The organism is Capnocytophaga bilenii (assembly GCF_017565765.1).
GTDB lineage: Bacteria > Bacteroidota > Bacteroidia > Flavobacteriales > Flavobacteriaceae > Capnocytophaga > Capnocytophaga bilenii.
The window spans coordinates 191,420-217,600 of the sequence record NZ_JAGDYP010000001.1 but is presented as its reverse complement, the minus strand read 5'-3'; the positions used below and the strand labels follow the sequence as shown (position 1 = coordinate 217,600).

The window sequence follows — 26,181 nt, the reverse complement described above, 5'->3', positions numbered from 1 at the left end:
TATTTGTATTTTAATTATTATCTATAATGTAGCAAAAACTTTGCCAAATAAAAAGACTGCCAAAAAGTTGTACCTTTTAGCAGTCCCTTTTTTATACTTCTCAGTATCTTACAATGTATTTACGTTGTTAAGGTCTTCAAAGGCTTTTTTCAATCGTTTTACGAATGTTTTTTCACCTTCACGAAGCCAAACACGAGGGTCGTAGTACTTTTTGTTAGGTGCTTCAGGTCCTTCAGGGTTACCTATTTGGCTTTGCAAATAAGCTGCTTTAGCACTCATATAATCACGAATACCTTCGGTGAAAGCATATTGCAAGTCGGTATCTATGTTCATTTTCACTACACCGTATGATATTGCTTCGCGTATTTCTTCAAGGGTAGAGCCTGAACCTCCGTGGAATACTAGGTCTAGAGCATTGTGTCCTAAGTTGTATTTTTTAGAAACATACTCTTGTGAATCTCTCAATATTTTAGGAGTTAGTTTCACATTACCTGGTTTGTATACCCCGTGTACGTTACCAAAAGCAGCAGCAATAGTAAATTGCGAACTTACTTTTGAAAGTTCTTCGTAAGCGTAAGCCACATCTTCAGGTTGCGTGAAAAGCTTGCTGCTATCCACACCCGAATTGTCTACTCCGTCTTCTTCGCCACCTGTCATACCAAGCTCTATTTCAAGAGTCATACCCATTTTGCTCATACGCTCTAAGTAGCGTTTGCAAGTTTCGATGTTTTCTTTGATAGGCTCTTCCGATAGGTCTATCATATGCGAGCTAAATAGCGGTTTGCCAGTTTCTTTGAAGTGTTTTTCAGAAGCATCGAGCATACCGTCCAACCAAGGTAATAGTTTTTTAGCGCAGTGGTCGGTGTGCAAGATGATAGAAGCCCCGTAAGCCTCTGCCAATAGGTGAATGTGTTTAGCTCCTGCAACGGCTCCTAATACGGCTGCGCGTTGGTTTTCGTTAGAGAGTGATTTCCCAGCCATAAACTGAGCTCCTCCGTTAGAAAACTGAATAATCATAGGCGCATTTACTGCTACAGCAGTTTCCAATGCCCCATTGATAGAGTTTGAGCTGATAACGTTGGCTGCTGGTAGTGCAAAACCTTTTTCTTTGGCGTATTTAAATACTTCCTGAACGTCTGTTCCAAGGATTACGCCTTTTTTAATGTTATGTGCCATTTCTTTTATAAATTAGTTTTTTTATACAATTTTATTACGGTTTTAGTATATCGTCTTCTTCTAAACTTTCAAAAGGTACATTTTCATAGTGGTTGAATACCTGCAAACTATCGGGGGTGGGGGATAGGAAGCTATAGTTGTTATTCAGCGACTGCTCTTTGATGCCCAACCAATGAGCATACCCCTTCAGGAAGTTAAAAGCCGATTTGTTTACCTTTAAGTGTTTATGTTCAGTATCGTTACTGTTGATAAGCACAAAAGGCACGCGGTAGCACGCCTTATTAGGGTGCGTATCGCCGTGAGTGAGCGATGCAAATGCTGATGTTCTATCTTGCGTCATCAGTCCGTGATCGGCAAAGTAAATCATACTGAATTTTTGGCTATTGGTGCGTAGTGTTTTATAGATTCCAGAGAGCAGCTTGTCCGTCTGTTCTATGGTTTGCACGTAAGCCGATATTTTTCGGTTGTAATAATCAAAGTGGATAGGTGCTTCTAAACGCGCTTCAAAAAGCGTATGTGAGCCCAACAAGTGAAGTACAAATAAGCGAGGTTTATCGCTTTTTTCTTGTAATAGTTTATCTAATACAGGCAGTAGCACTGTGTCGTGATAATTCATAGAGCTTGAATAGCCCTTTTTGGTAAAAGTAATGTATTTGCTCAGCGAGGCTATTTTGGTAATAGGTGTATCATATTGCCCTACATACCCTTGATTGGACAACCAATAGGTTTCAAATCCTGCCATATTAGCCAGCGTTATCAGGTTGTTAGCATAATCCATCTGAGTACCTTTATTCACTACAAAAGTGCGCAATAGAGAGGGAGTTGTATTAGGAGCGGTAGCTGTAAATCCCTCAATTACAGTGCCTTTTACGTTTTCCATAAAAGGGGTATTTTGCAGTGGGAAACCATAAGCGTGCATATAATCACGGCGTACGCTTTCGCCTATCACCAGTACATAGTCTTTATATTCAGGATGAACGTTCTCTATCTGCCACGAGGGCGTACCCCCAATGCCCTGCTCAAGTTCCTTTTTTAATTGCCAATATTCTTGCAAATTGGCATTGATAGAGGCGTAAAATGTAATAATAGAAGTACGCGAATCTACCAAGCTGAAGTTGCCCCCTTCGCAAACCGTTTTTATAGGTTTATAAAGTGCCGTCCCGATACCAATCAGTGTGAAAATAAATGTATAAAAGTGGTGTTTTACACTGGGGGTATATTGTTTTTTCTTGCCTAAATAGAGGATATAAATTCCGAAGAGGAAAGTAATGATTGAAGTACCATAGGCATACCAAGGTAGTGATTGTACAAATTCTTTAGATTCTTGCAAGTCGGTTTCAAAGAAAGCCCCAATCATAGTAGCGGGTGGATGCCCAAACCACAATGTTTGTGGCAAGAAGAGTACACTAGTGATAAGTACAAAGCCAAAAACAGCAAAGAAGAGCCAATACCAAAGACGTCTTAGCGCAAGGAATAACAAAAAGGTAGAGAGCATACCATATACAGGCAGTGCCGTATCTAGCGCAAAAGGAAGTCCGATGCTGAAAATTAATAAAAATATCTCAAATAAATATTTTTTCATTCTTCTATAGCTTTTTAGTCATCATATTAGTCATTAATATTCTCGACTGCAAAGTTATAAATAATAATTGTATATGCAAAAAAAAAGTTAAAAAATTAAATTTCAAAATTCAAAATTCTTTTCCAGCGAACGATGAGCGAACCTTGAGCGAAGGATGAGCGAACGATAAGCCTGTGCGGCTCGCACCGAAGGAAAGTCCGCGAGCTGGCGCAGCGGAGTATGTGATGCCTGTGCGGCTCGCACTACAGCCTAGTATGTCAAAAAAACAAAAAAGTTAATTTAAATTTTATAATTCAAAAAAAAACACTACCTTTGCATTTCAATAAATTTCTGAAAAAAATATAAATCGCAGATAATGAAAATAAAAGAATCTAAATACTACCACCCTGTAAATATCTTGCAAGTGGATACTGATGACCATTTAGAAGTATATGACAAATACAAAGTACTCACTTTTGCAAATCCTTATCGCTCGTTATTAGACGACCTTATGGCGCGTATCTATTGCGGAAGTGATGACCTTGTTATCCAGCGCGATAAGCTAAAACACTTCGTAAAATGCACTGATTTCTATATCTTCGACTATGCTTCTAAACAAAACGAATTGTACGAGTCTGAAGAGTGTTATTTTCACCCTCAATTAGAGGTGTTCCTTATCATTGATAGAAACCTCTCTAACGAATACGACAGCCAGATATTTGAGGACGGACTCTACAAAGTCAATTCGGTATACTACGAGAATTTCAACCCTAATAGCAAGGATAACCTTAAAAAAATTTTTTCTGATTATTTAGAAAAGTACGTATCTAAAGAATCTAAAGTCTCTATACTGCTGAGAACCCAGCGAGGTATTGATGTGAAAACGCATACTATTAAGCCTTATCGCATCGACTTTGATACAATGTACAACGATGATTTTTTAGAAATACATCACCACGTGAAAGAAACTCTTACTAACGGCGATAAAGGAGTTGTACTTTTTCATGGCATTGCTGGTTCTGGAAAAAGTAACTACATTAAATGGCTTACCAGCCAAATACCTAACAAAAAATTCATTTTTGTGCCTACCTCTATGATAGCTTCACTCACCGACCCCGCTTTTATTGGGTTGCTTATCGATAATAAAAATTCGGTTTTAGTGCTTGAAGACTGCGAAAATTACATTGCTGAACGCACCGTGCTGAACAATAATACTGATGTGGTTTCCTCTATCCTCAATATTGCTGATGGTATGCTTTCGGATGTATTGGAGTGCCAACTGATATGCACTTTCAATTCGGATATTTCTAAAATAGATCCTGCACTGCTTCGCAAAGGGCGCCTGATAGCCGAATATAAATTTAAAGAGCTTACAATAGAAAAATGCAATCGCTATTTGCAATCTATTGATAGGGGTTTCAAGGTAGACAGACCTTATTCATTAGCCGAGCTTACAAATATTGACAATAAAGAACTAAAAGAAGACGAAAAACCTGCTAAAATAGGCTTTAAATAATGAAAAAAATACTTTTTTACGCTTCTTTACTTATTATTACTACCTTGCAGGGGCAAGAGGTGGGCAGCCGCTTGTCGCTTTTATTTATAGGTGATGTAATGGGGCACGGGCCTCAAATAGACGGAGCTTACAATGCCGCTACCAAGCAATACGATTATACTCCTGTTTTTGCCAAAATAAAACATAAGTTTGCCGAAGCAGATTTTACTATTGCCAACCTTGAGGTAACTCTTGCAGGAGCACCTTATAAAGGCTATCCGCAATTCTCATCGCCTGATGCTTTGGCGGCTGCCTGCAAAGAGGCGGGTATCAGTGCTTTTGTAACTGCTAACAATCACACTTGCGATCGCGGTAAAAAAGGAATTATTCGTACCTTAGATGTTCTCGACTCACTGCAAATTCCTCACACAGGTACTTTCAGAAACAAAGCAGAGTTTGACAAAAACAACCTCTTGGTGCTGTCTAAAAACGGCATCACGGTAGGAATACTCAATTATACCTATGGCACTAACGGTTTGCCTGTACCCGAACCTACGGTAGTGAATCGCATCAATACCGAACTGATGAAGCAAGATATTGAAAATGCTAAAAAAAATAAATTAGATAAGTTGATTGTCGTAATTCATTGGGGAATTGAGTATCAACAGCATCAAAATAAACAACAAGAAAGTGTTGCTAAGTTTCTGTTTGATAACGGAGTGGATATAATCATTGGTGGGCATCCTCACGTATTGCAACCAATGTACTACAGCCCCCAAACGGGGTTGCACAACGAGCAGCTGGTAGTTTATTCGCTGGGCAATTTCGTTTCTAACCAGCGCACCAGTCCATCTGATGGCGGTGCTATGGTGGGGCTTACCCTTTTCAAAGACGGTTATAGCACTTTTATAGAAAAAAAAAGCTACCAATTGGTATGGGTGAACCGCACGCTTAAAGCTAATAAAAAATATCTTTTTGAAATTTTACCTTGTAAAGATTATGAAGCTGCTAACTATAAAGACCTTACTGATAAAGCAAGAGAAGAGATGAAAGTGTTTATTAATAACTCGCGCAAGTTGTTCCACCAAAACAATATATTGGTAGGGGAAGAGTAATATAGCCATTAGTCGTCATACCTAAAAACTAAAAAAAACTATATATAATGAAAAAATTAGTATTATTAGCATTGGCTTTGAGCCTTGCTGCTTGTAAAAAAGAAGAAGTACCAGCACCTACGCCCATAGGAGCTTTACCCACTGCCAAACAAATTGCTTGGCACGAAATGGAGTACTACGCTTTTATTCATTTCAATATGAATACTTTTACCGATATGGAGTGGGGAACAGGTGCTGAAAGCCCTACGCTCTTCAATCCTACTGAATTAGACGTAAACCAATGGGTGAAAGTAGTGAAAGATGCTGGTATGAAAGGAATTATCATAACAGCTAAGCACCACGATGGTTTTTGCTTGTGGCCATCGCAGTATACAGAGCATTCTGTAAAAAATTCTCCTTGGAAAGACGGCAAAGGCGACTTGGTAAAAGAATTGTCTGAAGCTTGCCAAAAAGAAGGTATCAAGTTTGGGGTTTATTTATCTCCTTGGGACAGAAATCACCCTCAATATGGCAAAGACGAATACGTAACCTATTATCACAACCAATTGAGAGAGTTACTTACTAATTACGGGAAAGTATTTGAAGTGTGGTTTGATGGGGCTAATGGCGGAACAGGTTACTACGGAGGTGCTAACGAAAACCGACAAATAGATGCTAAAACTTACTACCAATGGGATAAAATATACCAAATAGTGCGTGAATTGCAGCCTGAAGCTTGTATGTTTGGCGATGAAGGTCCTGATATACGATGGATAGGCAACGAATTAGGAAAAGGTACGCCTACCAACTGGGCTTTGTATACCCCTAATAAAGACTTTAAACACGATGAAACTGCCTACCGCAATCACTTGCAAACAGGTGAAGAAAACGGCGAATTTTGGATACCAGCCGAAGCCGATGTATCTATTCGCCCAGGGTGGTATTACCACAGCCACGAAGATGACAAAGTGCGCTCGCTTGCCGAAATGCGCGATATTTACTACGCTTCGGTGGGTCGTGGTTACAGCTTATTGCTCAATTTGCCCGTAGATAGACGCGGCTTGGTGCACGAAAACGACATCAAACGACTAATGGAGCTAAAAGAATCTATCAACAAAGATTTTGCTCATAATATATTGCCAGAAGCTACCCTAAAAGCTGATAATGTACGAGGCAACTCATCACAATATGCTGCTGAAAATGTAGCCGACAACGATAAAAATACCTATTGGGCAACCGATGACGGCTTGACACAGGGTACTATAGAAATTACTTTTGCTAAACCGACAGCTTTCAATCGCTTTTTGGTACAAGAACCTATCAGTTTGGGGCAACGCGTTAAAAAGTTTAAATTGGAGTACGAAAATAATGGCAAGTGGCTTACTATAGAAGAAGGTACTACTATTGGTTACAAACGCCTTTTGCGTTTTGATACGGTAACCGCTACCAAAGTTCGCTTTACAATTTTGGAGGCTAAGAGCACACCGCTAATTAGCAATATGGGTATTTACCTATCAGAAAACACTATTCAATAATGTATTTATACAACGGAAGATTATCGCCAAGCCCTAAGTGGTTTTACATAGTATTGCCTGTGCTTCTTTTTGGATTCACAGCACTCAATTTTTTGATAGCCCAAGTAATAGATGTAACTGCCCTAACGAAAGCAATGATAGCCCAAAAAGGCGAATTGCAGGTGCTATTTGAGAATATGGCTGTTTTTGCAGTATTTTTAGGCGTGTTGCTGGTGTGGTATAAATACGTACACCAGCTGCCGCTTATAAAGCTTGCATCGTGCCGAGAACGCTTTAGCTGGCAACGATTTTTCTTGGCTTTTTGCCTATGGGGGGCTATAACACTATCGGTTACCCTAGCCGATTATCTTATGCATCCAGAAAATTATGTAGCTAACTTTCAGGCAGATAAGTTTGCGATATTATTATTGCTGGCGATAGTGTTTGTACCTATACAAACTGCTTTTGAAGAATTTTTTTTCAGAGGCTACCTGATGCAAGTCTTAGGAGTGCGAGTGCGCAATGCGTGGTTGCCGTTGTTTTTCACTTCGGTTACCTTTGGGCTGATGCATATTGCCAACCCCGAAGTAGGAAAGTTGGGAATGGGGTTGCTGGTATATTATATCGCAACAGGATTCTTTTTGGGTATTACTACCCTTATGGATGATGGGCTTGAGCTTGCTTGGGGATTTCACACCGCCAATAACTTTTTTACGATGTTGTTTGTAACTTCTGATTGGTCGGTTTTTCAGGTGCCCGCCCTATTGCGTGATATATCTGAGCCTCAGTTGGGCATCAGTGTATTTTTGCCATTATTGCTTTTCCCGTTGCTATTGTGGCTTTACGCCCGAAAATACGGCTGGAAAAACTGGTATAGGCGTTTGATAACCCCTTAGCGTTAGGGATAAGACATAAAAAAAACCTCCATATGGAGGTTTTTTTATTTTTGGAATTTAGCGTATTTGTTTTTGAACTTGTCGATACGTCCGGCTGTGTCGATAAGTTTCGCTTTTCCTGTGTAGTAAGGGTGAGAGGTACGAGAAATTTCCAATTTCACTAAAGGATACTCAACTCCTTCTACTTCAATAGTTTCTTTAGTATCTACCGTAGATTTTGTGATAAAGATATCGTCGTTTGACATATCTTTGAAAGCTACTAATCGGTAAGATGCTGGATGAATTTCTTTTTTCATTGCAATGTTAAATCTTTTAATTACGTAATTTTCAGGGCGCAAAGATACGACTTTTTTTTATAAATGCAATACTTTTAAGGAAAAAAATGCCGTACACTTGTGATAGCTAAAAATATTGTTAAAATTTTTAATAAATATTTGTGAGTTTTTAAAAATAGTGTTATCTTTGCTGCGTTGTAACCACCCTCGTTAAGAAATACAGAAACTCTTTGCAAAACGGAACAATTTCAGAGCGCGAACGCTGCTTACTCAATCGTTTAGCTACTGCCTTAGGTATTGATGAGGCAAGAGTTGCTGAATTGGAGAAAATGCATAACAATAATTTTAGTGCGCTATGTTGAAAAACAGCTTGCCGTGCTACGGCTTACACCCTGAACTTTTTCCTTTTATTGGAAAACACTACTCTCAAGCTCCTTTAAAGGTGCTTTTCTTGGGGGAGAGTCATTATTTGCCTGCTCCTTATAATCATAAGGTGGGGCAGGAATGGTATGAGCGTAGTACAACAAGCTATGGTTATTGGTAAGGTTTACGGCGAGGTGTTTGCCAAAGGAAATTATCCGTAGGCGTTGGAATATATAGCTTTTGGCAATTACTTTTTGCGTCCGGCTGAAGTGTGTGGCGAGAGTATAGTTATAGTGCGTGGTGGAATAGGGGGATAGCACAGTATGAAGGGCGTAGTGGTAAGGAAGAGTTGCAAAGAATTTTAAAAAGCGTTTAAAGATTTTTGTGTTGTTAGGATTAGCCACTATCTGCTAATAATCAGGTAGTAAGGGTTGTTGAGGTATATTTTTTGTAAAAAAGTTTGGAAAATATTTGGAGGTTACAAAAAAAGGTTGTACTTTTGCACCCGATTTAAAACGTAAGGGTTCTTAGCTCAGCTGGTTCAGAGCATCTGCCTTACAAGCAGAGGGTCACTGGTTCGAATCCAGTAGGACCCACTTAGGTTTAAAATTTAAGGTTTTATTATTATTTTTGGGGTTCTTAGCTCAGCTGGTTCAGAGCATCTGCCTTACAAGCAGAGGGTCACTGGTTCGAATCCAGTAGGACCCACAAAATTTAGATTTTATTATTATTTTTATAATCTTTGGATTCTTAGCTCAGCTGGTTCAGAGCATCTGCCTTACAAGCAGAGGGTCACTGGTTCGAATCCAGTAGAGTCCACAAAAAAGACCATTTACTTTTGTAATGGTCTTTTTTTATTTTGTGTGGTGTGATTGTGAGGGAAAAGTTTGCCAAAGTGTGTGGTGTGATTGTGAGGAAAAACTTTGGCAAAGTCTAAAACTTTGCCAAAGTGTGTATAGGGATACGACTAAATTAGTGCTGGAAGTAGTATTCTAATACTTTTAATTTGAAAATATATTGGTATTTTGCTTTTACGACGTCGTTTTGGGCATTTTCGTATTGGTATTTTGCTTGGTTGAAATCGAAGGTATTCATCAAGCCTACGTTATGTCGTTCTTGGGCGTACTGAAAGGCTTGCTGCTTGGCTTGAGTAGTTTTTTGGGTAGCCTCAAACAGTTTTTTAGCATTAGCAGCATCGGTATAGGCTTGGTATATTTTCTTTTCGGTATTTTGTTCGGCTTGTTCTTTGGCTAACTTTGCTTTTATGAGATTTAGTTGTTGTCGTTTTACGTTTCCTAAGGTATTAAATCCGTTGAATACGGGAATCGTTAATGAAAGTCCGCCAAACATACCTTTGTTGGCATCTAATTGTTGCCAAAAGTTTTGCAGTTCGTTTTTTGTCCATCGCGAGTTATAACCCCATTGGGCTGATAGGCGTGGAGAGTAAGCCGAATGGGCTATACTTAGGGAGTTTTGAGCTAAAGTAACGTTGTTTTCGGCTATTTTTACATCATTCATTACTTCACGTGCGTGCTGGTAAATTTCTTGTGGTGTTTTGCTGAGTATGTCGTTATTTAGGTTTTCGGAACCGTTATCAACAATGTCAAAATCTTGGTAGTTTTTGAGTAATAACAATTGTGCTAACCCCATTTTGCCAATAAAAAGGGCATTTTCGGTTGCAATGATTTGTTGTTCTTGGGTGAGTATTTGCGCTTCGGCTTCGTAAATATCGCCTTGTGGTAGAGAGCCTGCTTCTATAAGGTTGCGGGTGCGCTCTAAACTTTCTTTAGATATTTCTAATTGTGCTTTTTGGTTTTTTAACTGCTCTTTATAGCTCAATACTTCGCCATAGGCATTGATAATCATCAGTACGATATCGTCTTTCATTTTTTCGGATTGGTATACCGAGGCAAGGTGGTTGAGCTTAGCCCGTTGTAGCTTGCGCCAGTTTTGTAGTCCGGCAAACAGGGTGAGCTCTACACTTACCCCTTCTGAAGCAGATTGAAAGAAGGCGTTTTCGTACTGGTTGGTAACGGGATTGATGTTTTTACCTTGATTTAGGTTATAAGAAAGGTTACCATTTACTGAAGGGAAAAAAGCGGCTTTGGCTTGCAAGTCATCTATATTAGTAGCTTCGATATCTACTTCTGATTGTTTGATAGATAGGTTGTTATTTTTGGCATATTCTATACAAGCATCTAACGTCCAAAGGTTTTGAGCAGTACCTATTACGGGCACTAACAGCAAAAAAAGTATTTTTTTCATTTGATATTCTATGGGTTTGTTTTTTTCAAAATAATGATGGCTATGTGTTTATTACCGTCTTCGTCTTTACCTGAGAAGGTGAGGGTAAGGATGTTATCACGTATATAAAAAGTATTGTTCAGTTCGGGTTCGTCACGGCGTATGATACGATTGCCTTGTAGGGTATATTTATCTTTGTTGGTATTGAGTACAACACAATTGCCTTTGTAGTTTTTGTAATAATTCTCAATGATTTCATCGGTAGTAAAAATATAGGTGCTTTGTTTTTCGCAGTCATTTAGGTGTGTACTGCCGCCGTCTAAGCGTTGTTCTTGTATCGTCCAAGTGCCTATGAGAGGGTGTGTAGGAAGGCTATCGGGCTGCTGGGCAAAGACTACTGATAGCGTAGAAAAAAAGTATATAAAAGTTAGTAATTTACGCATAAAAATAAACTTTTAAATGATTATGAATACAAAAGTATGAAAAAAAATTGAATTACAGCTAATTGATAGAAAAATTATGCATTGCCAATTGTGAATTTGCTAATTATTACTATCTTTGCACTTTATAATCTGCCTTTACCACTATGATTTCGGAAAACGTATTACATACACCTATAGAATACTTGCGCGGTGTGGGCAAACAGCGTGCTGAGCTGCTGAAGAGCGAATTGGGCATAGAAGAGTTTCAAGATTTGATGAACCTTTTTCCTAATCGTTATATAGACCGTACAAAGTTTTATAAAATCAATGAGTTGCAGCCTAATAACGCTGAAGTGCAGATTATAGGAAAGGTGGTGCATTGGCGTACTGTAGAATCGGCACAGCAAAAGGGAATGCGCTTAGTAGCAACTTTTGTGGATGAAACGGGACAGATGGAATTGGTGTGGTTTAAAGGTATTAAATGGATTAGCGATACGCTGAAACTCAACGAGCCTTATGTAATATTTGGTAGGCTCAATCATTTTGGCAATACTTTTTCAATGCCTCACCCTGAAATGGTTTTGCTTGTAGATTTCAATAAAGCAGGCTATAGCAGCATTCAACCTGTGTATCCTTCTACCGAAAAACTCGCCAAACGCAACATTAGCAATAGGGTGATGCGACAGCTTATTCATACGCTATTTGAAGAGGTGGGGACTACTTTTGCTGAAAATCTTCCTGAAAATCTTTTAAACACACTGAACCTGATAGGTAAGCAGGAGGCGATGCTCAATATTCACTTTCCTACTACACAAGCGATGCTTACCAAAGCCACTGTAAGGCTTAAATTTGAAGAGCTTTTTTACATTCAAATACAATTAGTTAGGAAGAATTTATTGCAAAAGCAGAAATTTCAAGGAATGCCTTTTAAGAAAGTGGGCGAGGTATTTATGAACTTCTACAACCATCATTTGCCTTTTCCGCTTACCAATGCTCAAAAACGGGTATTGAAAGAAATTCGCGCTGATTTGGGGTCTAATACACAGATGAACCGATTGCTGCAAGGTGATGTGGGCTCTGGGAAAACTATTGTTGCCCTAATGACGATGCTGTTGGCAGTAGATAATGGCTTTCAGGCGTGCTTGATGGCACCTACCGAAATATTGGCTACCCAGCACTATCAAAGTATTGCAAACTTACTGAAAGATACGGGGGTGGAGGTGGCTTTGCTCACGGGCTCTTCAAAAACTAAAGAGCGCCGCTTATTAGATGAACAATTGCAAGCAGGCTCCCTTTCAATTTTGATTGGTACGCACGCTTTGCTAGAAGACAAGGTACAATTTCACAATTTAGGATTGGCTATCATAGATGAGCAACATCGTTTTGGGGTGGAGCAACGTGCTAAACTATGGCGTAAAAATCATATTCCGCCTCATATACTTGTGATGACGGCTACCCCTATACCGCGCACTTTGGCGATGAGTGTTTACGGTGATTTGGACGTATCGGTAATTGATGAATTGCCACCAGGGCGGAAGCCTATAAAAACGCTACATCACTTTGAAAACCGAAGAGTGGAAACCTACGAATTTATTAGAAAAGAGATAGACAAAGGACGACAAGCCTATGTGGTATACCCACTGATAGAAGAGTCGGAAGCACTTGATTTTAAGAATCTTACTGAAGGATATGCCTATATAACTTCTTTATTTTCAGCCCCTAAATACAAAGTATCAATAGTACACGGCAAGCTAAAACCTGCTGAAAAAGATGCTGAAATGGAGCGTTTTGTGCGCAACGAAACCCAAATAATGGTGGCTACTACTGTGATAGAAGTAGGGGTGAATGTGCCTAATGCTTCGGTAATGGTAATTGAGAGTGCTGAACGCTTTGGGCTTTCGCAACTGCACCAATTGAGGGGTAGGGTAGGGCGAGGAAGTGAACAGAGCTATTGTATATTGCTTACAGGCAACAAGATGAGCAACGATACCCGTGTGCGTATGGAAACAATGGTGCGCACTAACGATGGTTTTGAGATTGCCGAAGTAGATCTTAAACTGCGGGGTCCTGGTGACCTAATGGGAACCCAGCAGAGTGGGGTACTTGCCCTGAGAATAGCCGATATTGTAAAAGACCAAGATATACTAAAAGCGGCACGTGCTGAAGCAATTGCAATTATTAAAAAAGACCCTAATCTTACTTTGCCAGAACATCAGTGTATCGCTTACACTCTTGAGCAGTTGCAACGTTATAAAAACTTATGGAAATATATTTCGTAATTTGATAATTTATAAATTATTTGTACCTTTGCACCCTCACTCACTATACAATGACAAATACAGGAAAGATAGAATTAATGGCACCAGCGGGTAATTTTGAATCGCTGCAAGCGGCAATAGACAATGGTGCTGACTCGGTATATTTTGGGGTAGATCAGCTGAATATGCGCGCAAGGGCAAGTATCAATTTTACAATTGATGACTTAGAAGAAATAGCACGCCGTTGTGCACCTAAGGGTATTCGCACTTATCTCACCCTCAATACAATTATTTACGATCACGACCTTACAATCATCAAAACATTACTGGATGCTGCTAAAAAGGCAAAACTTACAGCAGTGATAGCGATGGATCAGGCAGTAATAGCCTATGCTCGACAAATAGGTATGGAGGTGCATATTTCTACACAAATAAATATTACCAATATAGAGACGGTACGCTTTTATGCAATGTTTGCCGATACGATGGTAATGAGTAGAGAATTAAGCCTCCGACAAATAAAAAAAATATGCGAGCAAATAGAGAAGGAACAGATAAAGGGGCCTTCGGGAAATTTGGTAGAGATTGAAATATTTGGACACGGGGCTCTATGTATGGCGGTATCAGGTAAATGCTACCTCAGTTTGCACTCACATAACTCCTCGGCTAATAGGGGTGCTTGTAAGCAAAATTGTCGCAAAAAATACACTGTAATAGACCAAGAGAGTGGTTTTGAAATAGAGCTGGACAATGAGTATATGATGTCGCCTAAAGACCTTTGCACTATAGACTTCCTTGACCAAGTGATTGATACGGGGGCTAAAGTGCTAAAAATAGAGGGGCGTGGGCGTGCTCCTGAATATGTGGCTACGGTAATTCGTACTTATCGAGAGGCTATAGATGCTTATTACGAGGGTACTTATAGCAAAGAAAAGTTTGAAGGCTGGATAGAAGCCTTGAGAACGGTGTATAATCGCGGTTTTTGGGGGGGATATTACTTAGGACAAAAATTAGGAGAATGGAGTGATAGTCCTGGTTCTAACGCTACCCAAAAGAAGGTATACATAGGACAAGGAAAACATTATTTTCCTAAAACGGGCATCGCTGAATTTGCCATTGAGGCTTTTGATATAAAAATAGGTGATAAACTGCTTATTACGGGGCCTTCTACGGGGGTACAAGAGCTGGTACTTACCAGTATGATGGTGAATGATGAGCCTGCCGAGCGCGCTAAAAAAGGTGATTCTTGTACTATCAAGACAGATTTCAGAGTGCGATTATCTGATAAATTGTATAAAATAGTTAAGAATTAGGCGTTAGGTGCGAGCCGCACGGGCAGTTTTTGCTAACAGCTGAGAACTAATGTACTAGAGACTAACGGCTAAGAACTAGAGACTAAGGACTAAAGAGTAATAAATGGTAATAGTAACTTTACAACGGGATAAATGTATAGGCTGCAACTATTGTGTAGAGGCAGCCCCCGAGCAGTTTCAAATGTCAAAAAAAGATGGTAAAAGTGTATTGCTAAAATCTACTGAAAAGAAGGGATTTTTTACTATAAAATCGCACGATGATAGTATCTTTGAGAACTGTGAAAAGGCACAGAAAGCTTGTCCTGTAAAAATTATAACAACTAAAAAAATATAACCAATGAAGAAAATAATATTATTAATGATGCTTACATTGAGCTTTTATAGCTTGAAAGCCCAGTACATAGGAATTACAGCGGGCTATAACTACGCTACCCTAAAAGGTGAAATGGCGGCTGATGCCACCATAAGTGCTTATCACGGCTATTACGCAGGGGTAACTCTTGAGTTTCCGCTTTCTAACTTATTTTCGGCACAAGCTGAATGTATATACAATAGGCGTGGTGCTAAAATTACTACGACTCAATATGGTAAAGGTATATTGGACTTGGATTATCTTTCGGTGCCTGTATTAGCACGTTTCAACATAGGAAAAGGTATTAACTTGCACGTGGGACCTCAGTTGGAATACCGCATTGCAAACCCAAACTTCTATTTTGATGCTACAGATCCCGTAACTCGCGTGAAACAAGAGGCTATAGATGTAGTAGATGGTGCTATGACACTGGGCGTAGGCTATACTACTGATACAGGCTGGGTGTTCCAAATACGATGGGTGCAAGGGGTTACTAATATTTTTGAAAATAATGCAAGTCTTACAACAATAGGATTTAGTAATAACTACGATTTTAAAAACAGAACTTTGAGCTTGGGTGTAGGCTATGTTTTTGGAAAATAGATGAAACGATATTTATTTTTTTTGATAACACTACTTTGTTTATCGGCTTGCCAAAAAGAACGTTTGCTGCGGAATCCTAATTTGGGTGAAGCTCGTTTTAGCTATTCACTTAATACAAATTTACCGCTTTATAATGTTTTGAAAAGCGATTTTAGTACGGTATTTGTGCCCTATGGAGGGATAAAGGGTTTTTTTGTTACGCATACAACCGGCAATACGTATTACGCTTGGGAGGCTGCTTGCCCTAATCATTCAGTAAATACTTGTGAGCGGCTTACTTGTGCTACAAAAGTATCTGAAAGTGATCGTTTTGAGCCTTGTAATGACCCTAATAAACACTCCTTTATATTTGTGCAATGCTCTTGCGACCACACTGTATATAGTTTGGCAAATGGAGGAGTTATCAGTACAGATAAGCGGGAGGGTGTTTATCCACTGCTTAATTATGCGGTATCGGTAGCAGGTAATATTATAACTATCAGTAATTGATGCTTTCAAAATACCTTGAAAATATAAAGCCTAGCACTTTTGCTATTGTACTTGTGGCATTACTTATAGGTGATGCCCTTTATGAGTATGTAGTATTTGCGCCGACTACTCACGATATGTACAGAGTAGGGAAACTTTTACTTTCGTTTGTACTTTTGTTTTTTACTTTGCTTTTACTACACCAGATAGACCGTTGGAATGAACTTACCGAAACAAAAAATAGCTATTCTATAGCATTTTTTAGTATTTTTGTAGTGCTATTTCCTTCTGTATTTGCAGAACCTAACCTAATAGGAGCTAATTTACTGATAGTTATTGCACTTTGGCGCGTTCTTACTCTAAAAACGGGAGAAGGTATCGCCCAAAAATTGTTCGATACCTCCTTATTGATAGTGTGTGCCAGTTTGTTGCATTATTGGGCTTTATTATTTTTGCTAAACGTATGGATTTCCCTACTATTTTATGGAGCCCAAAAACGGCGTTATTGGTTTATACCATTATTAGCAATTGTAGTGGTAGCTATACTTGCTGGCAGTGTGACGCTTGTGGTAAATTCGTACTATCCCGTTATTCCTTTTTTATATACTTCTGTTACAGAATATAAATGGACATATTTAGAAATCTTTCACAATTATTCTATACCCTACTTAGTAGCCTTAGTTTGCTTGGTGGTATTATTGCTAATATCACTTATTATTTATTATTTTAAACGAAGTTACCACACTATAAGCTCACTAATAGTAATACAGTTTTTATGGGTTTCTATAGGTGTAGCCGTATTATCGGGCGAAGTGTTGTACAGTTTTGCCCCTATAGCCGTACTTTTTGCCTTATATATAGAAAAAATAAGAGTATGGTGGCTAAAAGAAACACTCCTTTGGCTGATGTTATCACTACCAGCTGTGTTTTTATTCCTCCATTTTATCACCAAAAGCTAAGTCGCCAGCATCACCCAAACCTGGTACTATATAGCCGTGCTCATTTAAGGCAGGGTCTATAGTAGCAATCCATAGATGAGTAGTTTCGGGAAATTTATCTTCTAAGTAATCAATACCTTGTACCGAACCAATAACAGCAAAAAGATGCACTTCTTTAGGTTTTCCCAAAGGTGCTAAAGCAGTATATACATTGGCAAACGATCGCCCTGTAGCGAGCATAGGGTCGGCGAGGAAGAGTATTTTTCCTTCTAATGAAGGTGAAGCAAGATACTCTATTTTGATGTCAAAATCAGTTTCGGAAGTATGCTTTCGGTAAGCAGAGATAAAAGCGCTATCGGCATTGTCAAAATAGTTCATAAGCCCTTGATGGAGTGCTAATCCTGCACGCAGTATAGAGCAAATAACAATTTCGTCTTTAGGTAGTTGCACTTTCTTTTCGCCTAAAGGTGTAGTAATGAGTTCGCTTTTGTAGTGAAGGAACTTGCTCATCTCATAGCAGAGAATTTCGCCTATACGCTCTAAGTTTTTGCGGAATCGCATACGGTCGTTTTGAATATTTACATCGCGGAGTTGTGCGATAAAACGATTTAATACAGAGGGTTCTTCCCCTAAATGATGAATAATCATTGGTTGTTGATTTTAATGTTCTTTTACGCTTCAAAGGTAGTGAAAAAAAACGAGATAGCAAAAATCATTTAATCATTTGTCATTTATCATTATTTTCGTACCTTTGTACCCTCAAAAAATAACTTGATGTTATATGCAAAAACCATTAATTTTAGTAACTAATGATGACGGTATTACCGCTCCTGGTATTCGTTATCTTATTGATATTATGCAAGAATTAGGTGAGGTAGTAGTTGTAGCGCCTGATTCTCCCCAAAGCGGCAAAGGACACGCCGTAACCTTAGATGCTACTATGTATTGTGACCCTGTGCCTTCACAAAATGGCGCTACACGTGAGTATGCTTGTAGTGGTACTCCTGCCGATTGTGTGAAGATTGCTAAACACGAGGTGCTAAATGGGCGCTTGCCCGACCTCTGTGTGAGTGGTATCAACCACGGGAGTAACGCTTCTATCAACGTAATTTATTCGGGGACAATGAGTGCCGCTATAGAGGCTGGCACTGAAGATATACCTGCTATAGGTTTTTCACTTTTAGACCATACTTGGAATGCCGATTTTTCACAAGCTCGTGCTTATATCAAACGTATTGCCGAAAAAGTACTTGCTAATGGTCTTCCTAAAGGTACCGTGCTGAATGTAAATATTCCTAACCTTCGCCAAGAAGAAATAAAAGGGGTGAAAATATGCAGGCAAGCACGCTCACGCTGGATTGAAAGATTTGATAAACGCGTAAATCCTCAAGGGCGCGTTTACTATTGGATGACAGGTACTTTTGTAAACCAAGATGAAGGTACTGATACTGACCAATGGGCACTTGAAAATGGCTATATATCAGTAGTACCCATACAGTTTGACCTCACAGCGTATAATTCATTAGAACACTTCAAACAATGGGATTTATAGAAATTAGAGACCATATTATTGGTTTTATAGTGGGCTTACTTGCTGATGCTATAGGAATATTGGCTTATATACTAATTTTCTCGCAACATTCTATATATGACACCCTATTAGATGCCTTCTATAAAGGCTATTTAGGCAAACTCATTCTCTTAGGAGCGTTGTTAAATCTCGCTGTTTTTTTCTTCTTTATTCATCGCTATGAAAATGAACGCGCACGCGGAGTGCTTATTGCGACTGCGCTGCTGGCGGTGGTAATACTTGTATTGCAAATCATCTAAAAAAAACTATAATTATTTATGAGAATTAGAGAGTACTTAGTATTTTTGTATCGTTTATTGTTGATATACTTATTTTATGCCATAGCAAGAGCTTTTTTCTTTATCCTGAATGCTGAATTTATGGGAGAACCTGCTACTTTTTCTCTTTTCTTAAAATTGTGGTATTATGGTTTGCAGTTTGATACTACGGCTATATTGTACGTAAATTTACTATTTATATTGCTCAGCTTCTTGCCTTTGCGTATCAATACCAAGCCTTTTTATCAAAAACTGTTGCTATACGTTTACTTTATTACGAATGGGGTGGCTTATTTGCTTAATTTTGTAGATGTTTTGTACTATCCTTACAGCAAATCGCGCCTTACAACAGCTTCCTTCGCTGTGATTGAAAATGAAGAAAAAGGAAAGTTATTACTGAATTTTGTAGGCTTGTATTGGTATATGATATTACTATTTGCAGGTTTGTTGTTTTTATGGATACTACTTTACAAGCGGGTGAAAGTGAATGAAAAACAACCTGCAATAGTTCCTTATTTCATCACTTCAGTACTCTTTTTAGCTTTGGCAGTTTTAGGAACACTTACAGGGATTAGAGGTGGTACTTTGTCGCATTCTTCAAGACCAATAAATATTGTAGATGCCAGCAGGCACGTGAATATTACCGCTCAAGCTGATGTGATACTCAATACTCCTTTTACCCTGATACGCACATTGGGCAAAAGTAAAGGCTTTAAGGAATATCACTTAGTAGATGAAGCATATATATCCAAAAATTTAAAGCCTATTAAGCAATATAACCGCCAAATACCCCAAAAACCTAATGTAGTGTTATTTATTTTGGAGAGTTTTGGCAAAGAGTATTGGGGCTGTATGAATAAAAAGACGAATATTCCCAATTTTGAAAGCTATACTCCTTTTTTAGACTCGCTTTCGCAGCATTCTTATGTACTTGATAATGCCTATTGTACAGGGCGCCAGTCCATACACGGAATGTCATCGGTATTAGCAGGTATTCCTACAATACAAGTGGCTTATACATCATCACCTTATTCACAACAACCCGTGCAGTCGGTGGTTTCGGTAGCTAAGGAAATGGGGTATAATACTTCTTTTTTTCACTCAGCACCTAATGGCTCAATGGGTTTCTTAGGTTTTTCTAATATCTTGGGCTTTGACCACTATTATGGTAAAACCGAATACAATAACGATGCCGATGACGATGGTATGTGGGGCATTTGGGACGAGCCTTTTTTCCAATATATGTGCAATACCTACTCCCAAAAACAACAACCTTTCTTTGGTACTATCTTTACACTTTCGTCTCATCACCCTTTCAAAATACCTCAAAAATACGAAGGTAAGTTTCCTAAAGGACATTTAGAAATACATCAATGTATAGGTTATACCGATTATGCTCTGAAACAATTTTTTGAATGTGCTAAAAAACAAGCTTGGTACCAGAATACTATTTTCGTCTTTGTAAATGACCACCCCAATCAAACCTATTACGAGCAGTATTTTCAGCCAATTACAGGTATGGGGGCTGCTATAATGTTCTATAGTCCTAATCCTAACTTAGTGCCCACAGGGGTAAATTCTGAAATAACGCAACAAATAGATATTTATCCCTCATTAGCCGACTTAATGGGCTATAACAAACCCTTCCGCTCGTGGGGGCGCAGTGTATTTACTAAATTATCCGATGAAACACCACGAGCTTTTATATCTAATGCTATGAACTACCAAATGATGCAAGGAAATTACATCTATATAATAGACGAAACAGGAAAGGTAAATGGCATCTATAAAAAAGAAGATGGAGGACTTAAAGATAATCTATTAGGAAAAGAAGACAATGCCGAAATACAAAAGGGCATCAAAGACCTGAAAGCCTTTATGCAGGATTATATGGATAGGATTATTCATCGCAAATTAGCAAATTAGCTGCCAGCGGCACAAACAGATAAAATAAAAGAGGCTATTCACCATAAGAACAGCCTCTTTTTTATTAAATATTTATCTAAACCCTAAATCTACTCAAGTGTCATTAAGTACTTTTCAGCATCTAATGCTGCCATACAGCCCGAACCAGCCGCAGTAATAGCTTGTCGGTAGCGAGTGTCAGCAGCATCACCAGCCACAAACACACCCTTTACGTTGGTAAGTGAAGTACCAGGCACATTCTTAATATACCCCACCTCATCAGTATCTATATAAGCTTTAAATACATCAGTATTAGGTTTGTGCCCAATAGCTACGAAGAAACCTGTAATAGGAATTTCGGTACTTTCGTTAGTCTTGTTATTGCGTACTTTGATAGCCGTAACTACCTGTCCGTCCCCTATAATTTCTTCAGTTTCAGTATTGAAAAGGACTTTAATCTTCTCGTTTTTCAATACGCGTTCTTTCATAATTTGCGAAGCGCGGAACTCATCGCGGCGCACAAGCATTGTAACATTAGCACAAATATTAGCCAAGTAAAGAGCCTCTTCACAAGCCGAGTCGCCAGCTCCTACGATAGCCACGTGCTGATTGCGGTAAAAGAACCCGTCACATACCGCACAAGCCGATACCCCGCCACCTGTTTTAAGATAATGCTGTTCTGAAGGCAATCCCAAGTATTTAGCCGAAGCCCCAGTAGCAATAATTACCGCATCAGCGTGAATTTCTTTATCTTCTACCCACACTTTGTGAGGCAGAGCTGAAAAATCAACCTTAGTAATCCACCCATTGCGTATATCGGTACCAAAACGTTTGGCTTGTTGTTCTAAATGTATCATCAGTTCACTACCCATTACCCCCTCAGGATAACCAGGAAAGTTCTCCACTTCGTTAGTAGTAGTAAGCTGTCCACCAGGTTGTTCTCCTTGGTACAGCACAGGAGAAAGATTAGCACGAGAAGCGTAAATAGCAGCTGTATAACCAGCAGGACCAGAGCCTATAATAAGGCATTTTATTTTTTCAATGTTTGCCATAATAAAGATTAATTTTTTTTGATGTGCAAAAATACAAAAGAAATACTGATAAACAATAAAAAATTGATAATAAAAGCTAATAACACTATAAAGTACATCACCCAATCCAGCATTTAAAATTTCGGCGAAGCATAAAAGCCTATACGGCTCGCACCGAAGGAAAGTAGGTGAGCAGGTGTAGCCGAATATGTAACGAAGGATTGGCAAGCAATTATTATTCGTTCTTAAAAAGTATGGTAGTACTATGCACTTTAAACATTAAACTTAACAAAATGGCACAATAATTGTATATTATTATAAGTCAGCAAGATATATATTATAAAAATCTTAAATACAAAAAAATCAAAAAAAAAAAGTAAAAAAAAGATGTTGTTTCATATAAAACCCCTATATTTGCACCTTGCATAGAATAGCGTATATATGTATAGATGTTTATATATTATCGGAATACTATTAACGGTGCAAATCGCATCGGCACAAAGGTATGAAATAGGAGCTTTCTTAGGAGGAAGCAATCCTATATCGGATGTGGGTAGCACTTATTATGTCTATCCTAATGAGCCCGCTTTTGGAGGCTTAGTAAAATGGAATATGCACGAGCGCCTAACCCTCCGCTTTCAAATCACAGCTGCATCTTTGCGAGGCGATGACAGCACCTCCGATATACGGGGAAAAATAAATAGACAATTTAGTTACAAAAACCACTTGCTTGAATTTACAACAGGGCTTGAATTTAACTTTTATAGTTTTCGTATAAAACACCTGCTGGATAAACCAATGACACCTTATGTATATATGGGCATCGCGGGTTTTTGGCAAGATGACTTGTACTTTAATGCGCATACACAACCCCCTGTAGATGCTACCGATACTACAAAACGCTCCACAGGATACGCCGTACCCGTTATTTTCGGAATTAAAAAGAAAATAACAAGCCGACTTATCTTGGCGGGAGAAGTAGGATTCAGATATACTCTTACCAATAACTTAGACGGTAGCAACCCACAAGGGCGCACTTTTACCTTTGGTAATAAAGCTACCAATGATTGGTATACATTTACAGGATTTACACTCACTTATACATTCGGAGAAGAACCGTGTTATTGTAGGAAATAGTAATTTATATGGAAATAACGAAATATCCTAAACATTTGGCTATCATTATGGACGGTAATGGTAGATGGGCAAAAAAGCAGGGGTTACTACGTATTTTTGGTCACGAGAATGGGGCACGTTCTGTACGACAAACTTTAGAGTATTGTGTAGAACATAAGATTCCGTATCTTACACTTTATGCTTTTTCGACTGAAAATTGGAATCGTCCTGCTGATGAGGTGAAAGCTTTGATGGATTTATTAGTCAAGTTTTTGAAGAAAGAATTTGATGACCTCAATAAGAATAATGTGAGGCTGAATGTGATTGGTAATTTGGATAGATTTCCTGATAAAACAAAAGAAGTATTATTAAATACCATAGAGAAACTAAAACACAATACAGGCACTACACTTACTTTGGCTCTTAGCTACGGTGCTCGCGAAGAATTGCTGACAGCTGCAAAACACATAGCCAATAAAGTGAGTAAAGGAGATTTAGCTGTAGAGAATATTGATGAAACACTATTTAAACAACATCTGTATACCAGCAATTTACCTGATGTAGATTTGTTGATACGTACCAGCGGCGAATGCCGCATCAGTAACTTTCTATTGTGGCAAATAGCTTATGCCGAACTCTATTTTACTGATGTACTTTGGCCAGACTTTACTAAAAAAGATTTAGAAACAGCCTTGTTAAGCTATCAGGGTAGAGAAAGACGATTTGGAAAAATTAGCGAACAACTTACATAACACTATGTTGAAAAAAATATTATTCGTAGCATTTATAACGCTCATAAGCTTAGCTAATGCTCAAGAAGAAGAGAGAATTTCATTAGGACAAGGAAAAAAATATACTATAGGAGGCATAGAAGTAACGGGAGCAAAACGTTATAACTCTCAAACAATACTCACAACTTCAGGACTAAAAGTAGGTGACGAAATAGAAATACCAAGTGAAAAATTTAGTGCTATTATACATAAATTGTGGGGCTATAAGTTGTTCAGCGATGTAAATATATACATACAACGTACCGAAGGCGATAAGGTGTTCTTAGAATTGGCTATACAGGAAACACCCTCACTTGTTGATGCCCAAATATCAGGAGTTAGCAAAAAAAAGAAAGAAAGTTTGCTAAAGGATGTTGGTCTTGACAAAAAAGGAGTAAAGGTAAATGAAAGCCTAATAGCTAATACCCGAAATTATCTCATTAATAAGTATAGAAAAGAAGGTTTTTTAAATACCAAAGTAACAATAAATACTAAACCCGTAGATACAATTACTGATGCTAACGGGCTCTCAATGCTTATCCATATAGATAAAGGTAGTAAAGTAAAAATAGATAATATTACTTTTGAGGGAAATAAGGAATTTAAACAAGAAAAACTACGTAAAAAACTCAGAAAGACAAAACAACGCTTTGCGGGACGCTTTTGGAAACGCTCAAAATACGTAAAAAAAGACTTTGAAGAAGATTTAACAAAATTAGTAGACTTCTATAAAGAGCGAGGTTACCGCGATGCTCGTGTAGTGAATGATACTCTCATACGCAATAAAGATGGTAATATTGATTTGAAAATTGCTATTGAAGAAGGAAAACGTTACTACTTTGGCGATATTCGCTTCTTAGGTAACTCTGTATATAACGACCGTGTACTAAATGAAGTATTGGGTATAAAAAAAGGAGATGTCTATAATGGAGTATTGTTGAAAAAACGTATTCAAGACAACTCAAAACCCGATTCTGAAGATATAGCAAATTTATACCAAAATAGTGGTTACTTGTTCTCTCAGGTACACCCTGTGGAAACATCAGTAGTTAATGACACTATTAATTTTGAAATACGCATAGTAGAAGGGAAACCTGCTTATTTCAATAAAATATCAGTAGTAGGAAATGAGCGTACCAATGATTATGTAATATATAGAGAGTTGCGCACCCGTCCTGGCTATTTGTACAGCAAAGATGCAGTAGTGCGTACCGTGCGTGAGTTGGGGCAATTACAATTGTTTGATGCACAAAACATCAATCCCGATTTTAAAAATGCCGACCCTAATGCAGGAACGGTAGATATAGAATACAACCTTACCGAAACAGGTTCTAGCCAAGTACAATTACAAGGTGGTTATGGTGGTGGTACTTTTATAGGTACAGTGGGATTGTCTTTCAACAATTTTTCTATTAAGAACCTTTTTAACTTTAAGGAATATCGCCCCGTACCTATGGGTGATGGACAGTCGCTTTCACTTAGTGTACAAGTGAGTAGGTATTACCGCACTTATGGCTTTACATTTGCAGAACCTTGGATGGGAGGCAAACAGCCTGTGCAGTTTTCGGTGTCGTTTAATCGTACCGAGCAATTTGGTTACAATTACCGCAATTATGATGTAGATAAAAGCAGACGTGTTTATATCACAGGGGCAAGTGTAGGTTTAGCAAAACGCTTGCGCATTCCCGATGACTATTTTCAGATTTCACATAGCTTGGGCTACACCCACTACGATTTGAAAAATTATGCCAACTTAGGGCTTTTTACCTTCAAAGATGGCGTGTCAAACTCATTGGCTTATACACTATCATTATCACGAAACTCAAGTGGACCTAACCCTATTTATCCGATGTCGGGCAGTAACTTTAATATTAGCTTAAAGCTTACCCCTCCATATTCGCTTTTTAATGGTGTAAATTATGAGCAACTTGCCAATGAACGCACAGCAGCTGTAACTGCACAAAACGCCGATAGAATATCTGAAATAGACCAACAGCGCTTCCGCTGGTTAGAGTTTTACAAAGTGAAATTCACCTCGGCTTGGTATACCAATTTGTATAGCAAATTTGTACTGAAATTCGGTGCTGAAATGGGTTACTTAGGGGCTTATAATAAACAACGTGGTATTGTTCCCTTTGAACGTTTCTTTATGGGAGGTGATGGTTTGAGCTATTACAATATGGATAGCCGCGAAACAATACAATTACGTGGTTATGAAAACTACGGACTATCTACCGACGATGGAGAGAATGTATTTAATAAATTCTCATTAGAACTGCGTTATCCTATTACGCTAAAACCTATGGCTTCAATTTACGGATTGGCATTTGCCGAAGGAGGGAATGTGTATAACGGGTTGAGCAATTTCAATCCATTTCAGGTAAAACGTTCTGCTGGTTTAGGATTACGACTTTTTATGCCACAATTTGGTATGCTTGGTATAGATTTTGGATATGGTTTTGATAATCCTGCTAATTCTAATAATCGCAGTGGTTGGCAAACACATTTTATTTTCGGTCAGCAATTTTAATTTTTGGCA

The 26,181-nt window shown here is 38.5% G+C and carries 24 protein-coding genes, 3 tRNA genes and 1 pseudogene; 21 read left to right on the top strand and 7 right to left on the bottom strand.

Going from position 1 to position 26,181, the window contains the following annotated elements:
- Positions 1-108: 108 nt before the first annotated feature.
- Both fbaA and J4N46_RS01115 read right to left on the bottom strand, forming a co-directional pair.
- Entirely contained in the window at positions 109-1,176 is a 1,068-nt protein-coding gene (gene fbaA / locus J4N46_RS01120; RefSeq protein WP_208057560.1) for a class II fructose-bisphosphate aldolase, read from the bottom strand.
- Between the two features lie 34 nt (positions 1,177-1,210).
- Positions 1,211-2,758, bottom strand: a complete 1,548-nt coding sequence (locus J4N46_RS01115) for a phosphoethanolamine transferase (protein WP_208057549.1) — start codon at positions 2,756-2,758, stop codon at positions 1,211-1,213.
- Between the two features lie 355 nt (positions 2,759-3,113).
- On the opposite strand from J4N46_RS01115, the gene J4N46_RS01110 reads away from it, so the two are divergent.
- From J4N46_RS01110 to J4N46_RS01095, 4 genes and pseudogenes are all read left to right on the top strand, one after another.
- Positions 3,114-4,253 (top strand): AAA family ATPase, encoded by a 1,140-nt coding sequence (locus tag J4N46_RS01110; protein WP_208057545.1) that lies wholly within the window; start codon positions 3,114-3,116, stop codon positions 4,251-4,253.
- The gene (locus tag J4N46_RS01105) at positions 4,253-5,347 is read left to right on the top strand and encodes a CapA family protein (RefSeq protein WP_208057537.1); all 1,095 of its coding nucleotides are present in this window, start codon (positions 4,253-4,255) and stop codon (positions 5,345-5,347) included. The genes J4N46_RS01110 and J4N46_RS01105 overlap by 1 nt, the downstream gene beginning before the upstream one ends.
- A 47-nt stretch (positions 5,348-5,394) precedes the next feature.
- Positions 5,395-6,837, top strand: a pseudogene (locus J4N46_RS01100) (alpha-L-fucosidase); the annotation flags it as partial.
- Between the two features lie 23 nt (positions 6,838-6,860).
- Positions 6,861-7,736 carry a CPBP family intramembrane glutamic endopeptidase gene (locus J4N46_RS01095; protein WP_208057534.1) on the top strand — a complete coding sequence of 292 codons (876 nt, stop codon included), beginning with the start codon at positions 6,861-6,863 and terminating at the stop codon, positions 7,734-7,736.
- A 44-nt stretch (positions 7,737-7,780) separates the two neighbouring features.
- Here the strand turns inward: J4N46_RS01095 and J4N46_RS01090 are convergent, their stop codons facing one another.
- Entirely contained in the window at positions 7,781-8,032 is a 252-nt protein-coding gene (locus tag J4N46_RS01090; RefSeq protein ID WP_009414903.1) for a type B 50S ribosomal protein L31, read from the bottom strand.
- A 209-nt stretch (positions 8,033-8,241) separates the two neighbouring features.
- Between J4N46_RS01090 and J4N46_RS12575 the strand changes: the two genes are divergently transcribed.
- The 5 genes from J4N46_RS12575 to J4N46_RS01070 all read left to right on the top strand — a co-directional run bounded on the left by J4N46_RS12575 (position 8,242) and on the right by J4N46_RS01070 (position 9,193).
- Positions 8,242-8,373 carry a tellurite resistance TerB family protein gene (locus tag J4N46_RS12575; protein ID WP_236013507.1) on the top strand — a complete coding sequence of 44 codons (132 nt, stop codon included), beginning with the start codon at positions 8,242-8,244 and terminating at the stop codon, positions 8,371-8,373.
- Positions 8,367-8,555, top strand: a complete 189-nt coding sequence (locus J4N46_RS12570) for a hypothetical protein (RefSeq protein ID WP_009414905.1) — start codon at positions 8,367-8,369, stop codon at positions 8,553-8,555. Before J4N46_RS12575 ends, J4N46_RS12570 begins: the two co-directional genes overlap by 7 nt.
- 340 nt (positions 8,556-8,895) lie before the next feature.
- A tRNA-Val gene (locus J4N46_RS01080) sits at positions 8,896-8,970 on the top strand.
- Between the two features lie 37 nt (positions 8,971-9,007).
- Positions 9,008-9,082 (top strand) — tRNA-Val (locus tag J4N46_RS01075).
- 36 nt (positions 9,083-9,118) lie between these two features.
- Positions 9,119-9,193: transfer RNA gene (locus tag J4N46_RS01070), tRNA-Val, on the top strand.
- 153 nt (positions 9,194-9,346) lie between these two features.
- On the opposite strand, the gene J4N46_RS01065 is transcribed toward J4N46_RS01070, so the two are convergent.
- Together J4N46_RS01065 and J4N46_RS01060 are read right to left on the bottom strand one after the other, a co-directional pair.
- Entirely contained in the window at positions 9,347-10,639 is a 1,293-nt protein-coding gene (locus J4N46_RS01065; RefSeq protein WP_208057533.1) for a TolC family protein, read from the bottom strand.
- 8 nt (positions 10,640-10,647) lie between these two features.
- Positions 10,648-11,061 carry a lipocalin-like domain-containing protein gene (locus tag J4N46_RS01060; RefSeq protein ID WP_208057532.1) on the bottom strand — a complete coding sequence of 138 codons (414 nt, stop codon included), beginning with the start codon at positions 11,059-11,061 and terminating at the stop codon, positions 10,648-10,650.
- A 143-nt stretch (positions 11,062-11,204) separates the two neighbouring features.
- Between J4N46_RS01060 and recG the strand changes: the two genes are divergently transcribed.
- The 6 genes from recG (at position 11,205) to J4N46_RS01030 (ending at position 16,993) form a co-directional block, all read left to right on the top strand.
- Positions 11,205-13,319, top strand: a complete 2,115-nt coding sequence (gene recG, locus J4N46_RS01055) for an ATP-dependent DNA helicase RecG (protein WP_208057528.1) — start codon at positions 11,205-11,207, stop codon at positions 13,317-13,319.
- 50 nt (positions 13,320-13,369) lie between these two features.
- Positions 13,370-14,611: a peptidase U32 family protein gene (locus tag J4N46_RS01050; protein WP_009414910.1), complete on the top strand. Its 1,242-nt coding sequence runs from the start codon at positions 13,370-13,372 to the stop codon at positions 14,609-14,611.
- Between the two features lie 103 nt (positions 14,612-14,714).
- Positions 14,715-14,945 carry a ferredoxin gene (locus tag J4N46_RS01045; RefSeq protein WP_009414911.1) on the top strand — a complete coding sequence of 77 codons (231 nt, stop codon included), beginning with the start codon at positions 14,715-14,717 and terminating at the stop codon, positions 14,943-14,945.
- Between the two features lie 3 nt (positions 14,946-14,948).
- Positions 14,949-15,566, top strand: coding sequence for a porin family protein (locus J4N46_RS01040; RefSeq protein WP_208057526.1), 618 nt, complete (start codon positions 14,949-14,951; stop codon positions 15,564-15,566).
- Positions 15,567-16,055, top strand: coding sequence for a hypothetical protein (locus J4N46_RS01035; RefSeq protein WP_009414913.1), 489 nt, complete (start codon positions 15,567-15,569; stop codon positions 16,053-16,055).
- Entirely contained in the window at positions 16,055-16,993 is a 939-nt protein-coding gene (locus tag J4N46_RS01030; RefSeq protein ID WP_208057524.1) for a hypothetical protein, read from the top strand. Before J4N46_RS01035 ends, J4N46_RS01030 begins: the two co-directional genes overlap by 1 nt.
- Here J4N46_RS01030 and upp read toward each other — a convergent pair.
- Positions 16,964-17,620, bottom strand: coding sequence for a uracil phosphoribosyltransferase (upp, locus tag J4N46_RS01025; RefSeq protein WP_009414915.1), 657 nt, complete (start codon positions 17,618-17,620; stop codon positions 16,964-16,966). The two genes, J4N46_RS01030 and upp, sit on opposite strands and share 30 nt — an antisense overlap.
- A gap of 133 nt (positions 17,621-17,753) precedes the next feature.
- Here upp and surE point away from each other — a divergent pair, with 133 nt between their 5' ends.
- Genes surE through J4N46_RS01010 form a run of 3 tightly spaced genes read left to right on the top strand, consistent with a single transcriptional unit; the run spans position 17,754 to position 20,746 of the window.
- The gene (gene surE / locus J4N46_RS01020) at positions 17,754-18,524 is read left to right on the top strand and encodes a 5'/3'-nucleotidase SurE (RefSeq protein WP_009414916.1); all 771 of its coding nucleotides are present in this window, start codon (positions 17,754-17,756) and stop codon (positions 18,522-18,524) included.
- Positions 18,512-18,802, top strand: a complete 291-nt coding sequence (locus J4N46_RS01015) for a hypothetical protein (protein ID WP_208057522.1) — start codon at positions 18,512-18,514, stop codon at positions 18,800-18,802. Before surE ends, J4N46_RS01015 begins: the two co-directional genes overlap by 13 nt.
- Before the next feature lie 18 nt (positions 18,803-18,820).
- Positions 18,821-20,746, top strand: a complete 1,926-nt coding sequence (locus J4N46_RS01010; protein WP_208057520.1) for an LTA synthase family protein — start codon at positions 18,821-18,823, stop codon at positions 20,744-20,746.
- 89 nt (positions 20,747-20,835) lie between these two features.
- On the opposite strand, the gene trxB is transcribed toward J4N46_RS01010, so the two are convergent.
- A complete protein-coding gene (gene trxB / locus J4N46_RS01005) occupies positions 20,836-21,777 on the bottom strand; it encodes a thioredoxin-disulfide reductase (RefSeq protein WP_208057518.1) in 942 nt (313 codons plus the stop codon).
- Between the two features lie 420 nt (positions 21,778-22,197).
- Here trxB and porG point away from each other — a divergent pair, with 420 nt between their 5' ends.
- The 3 genes from porG to J4N46_RS00990 are packed head-to-tail and all read left to right on the top strand — an operon-like array spanning position 22,198 to position 26,172.
- Entirely contained in the window at positions 22,198-22,893 is a 696-nt protein-coding gene (porG, locus tag J4N46_RS01000) for a type IX secretion system protein PorG (RefSeq protein WP_208057516.1), read from the top strand.
- 8 nt (positions 22,894-22,901) lie between these two features.
- Entirely contained in the window at positions 22,902-23,624 is a 723-nt protein-coding gene (locus J4N46_RS00995; protein ID WP_208057514.1) for an isoprenyl transferase, read from the top strand.
- Between the two features lie 4 nt (positions 23,625-23,628).
- Entirely contained in the window at positions 23,629-26,172 is a 2,544-nt protein-coding gene (locus tag J4N46_RS00990) for a BamA/OMP85 family outer membrane protein (RefSeq protein ID WP_208057512.1), read from the top strand.
- Positions 26,173-26,181: the final 9 nt, after the last annotated feature.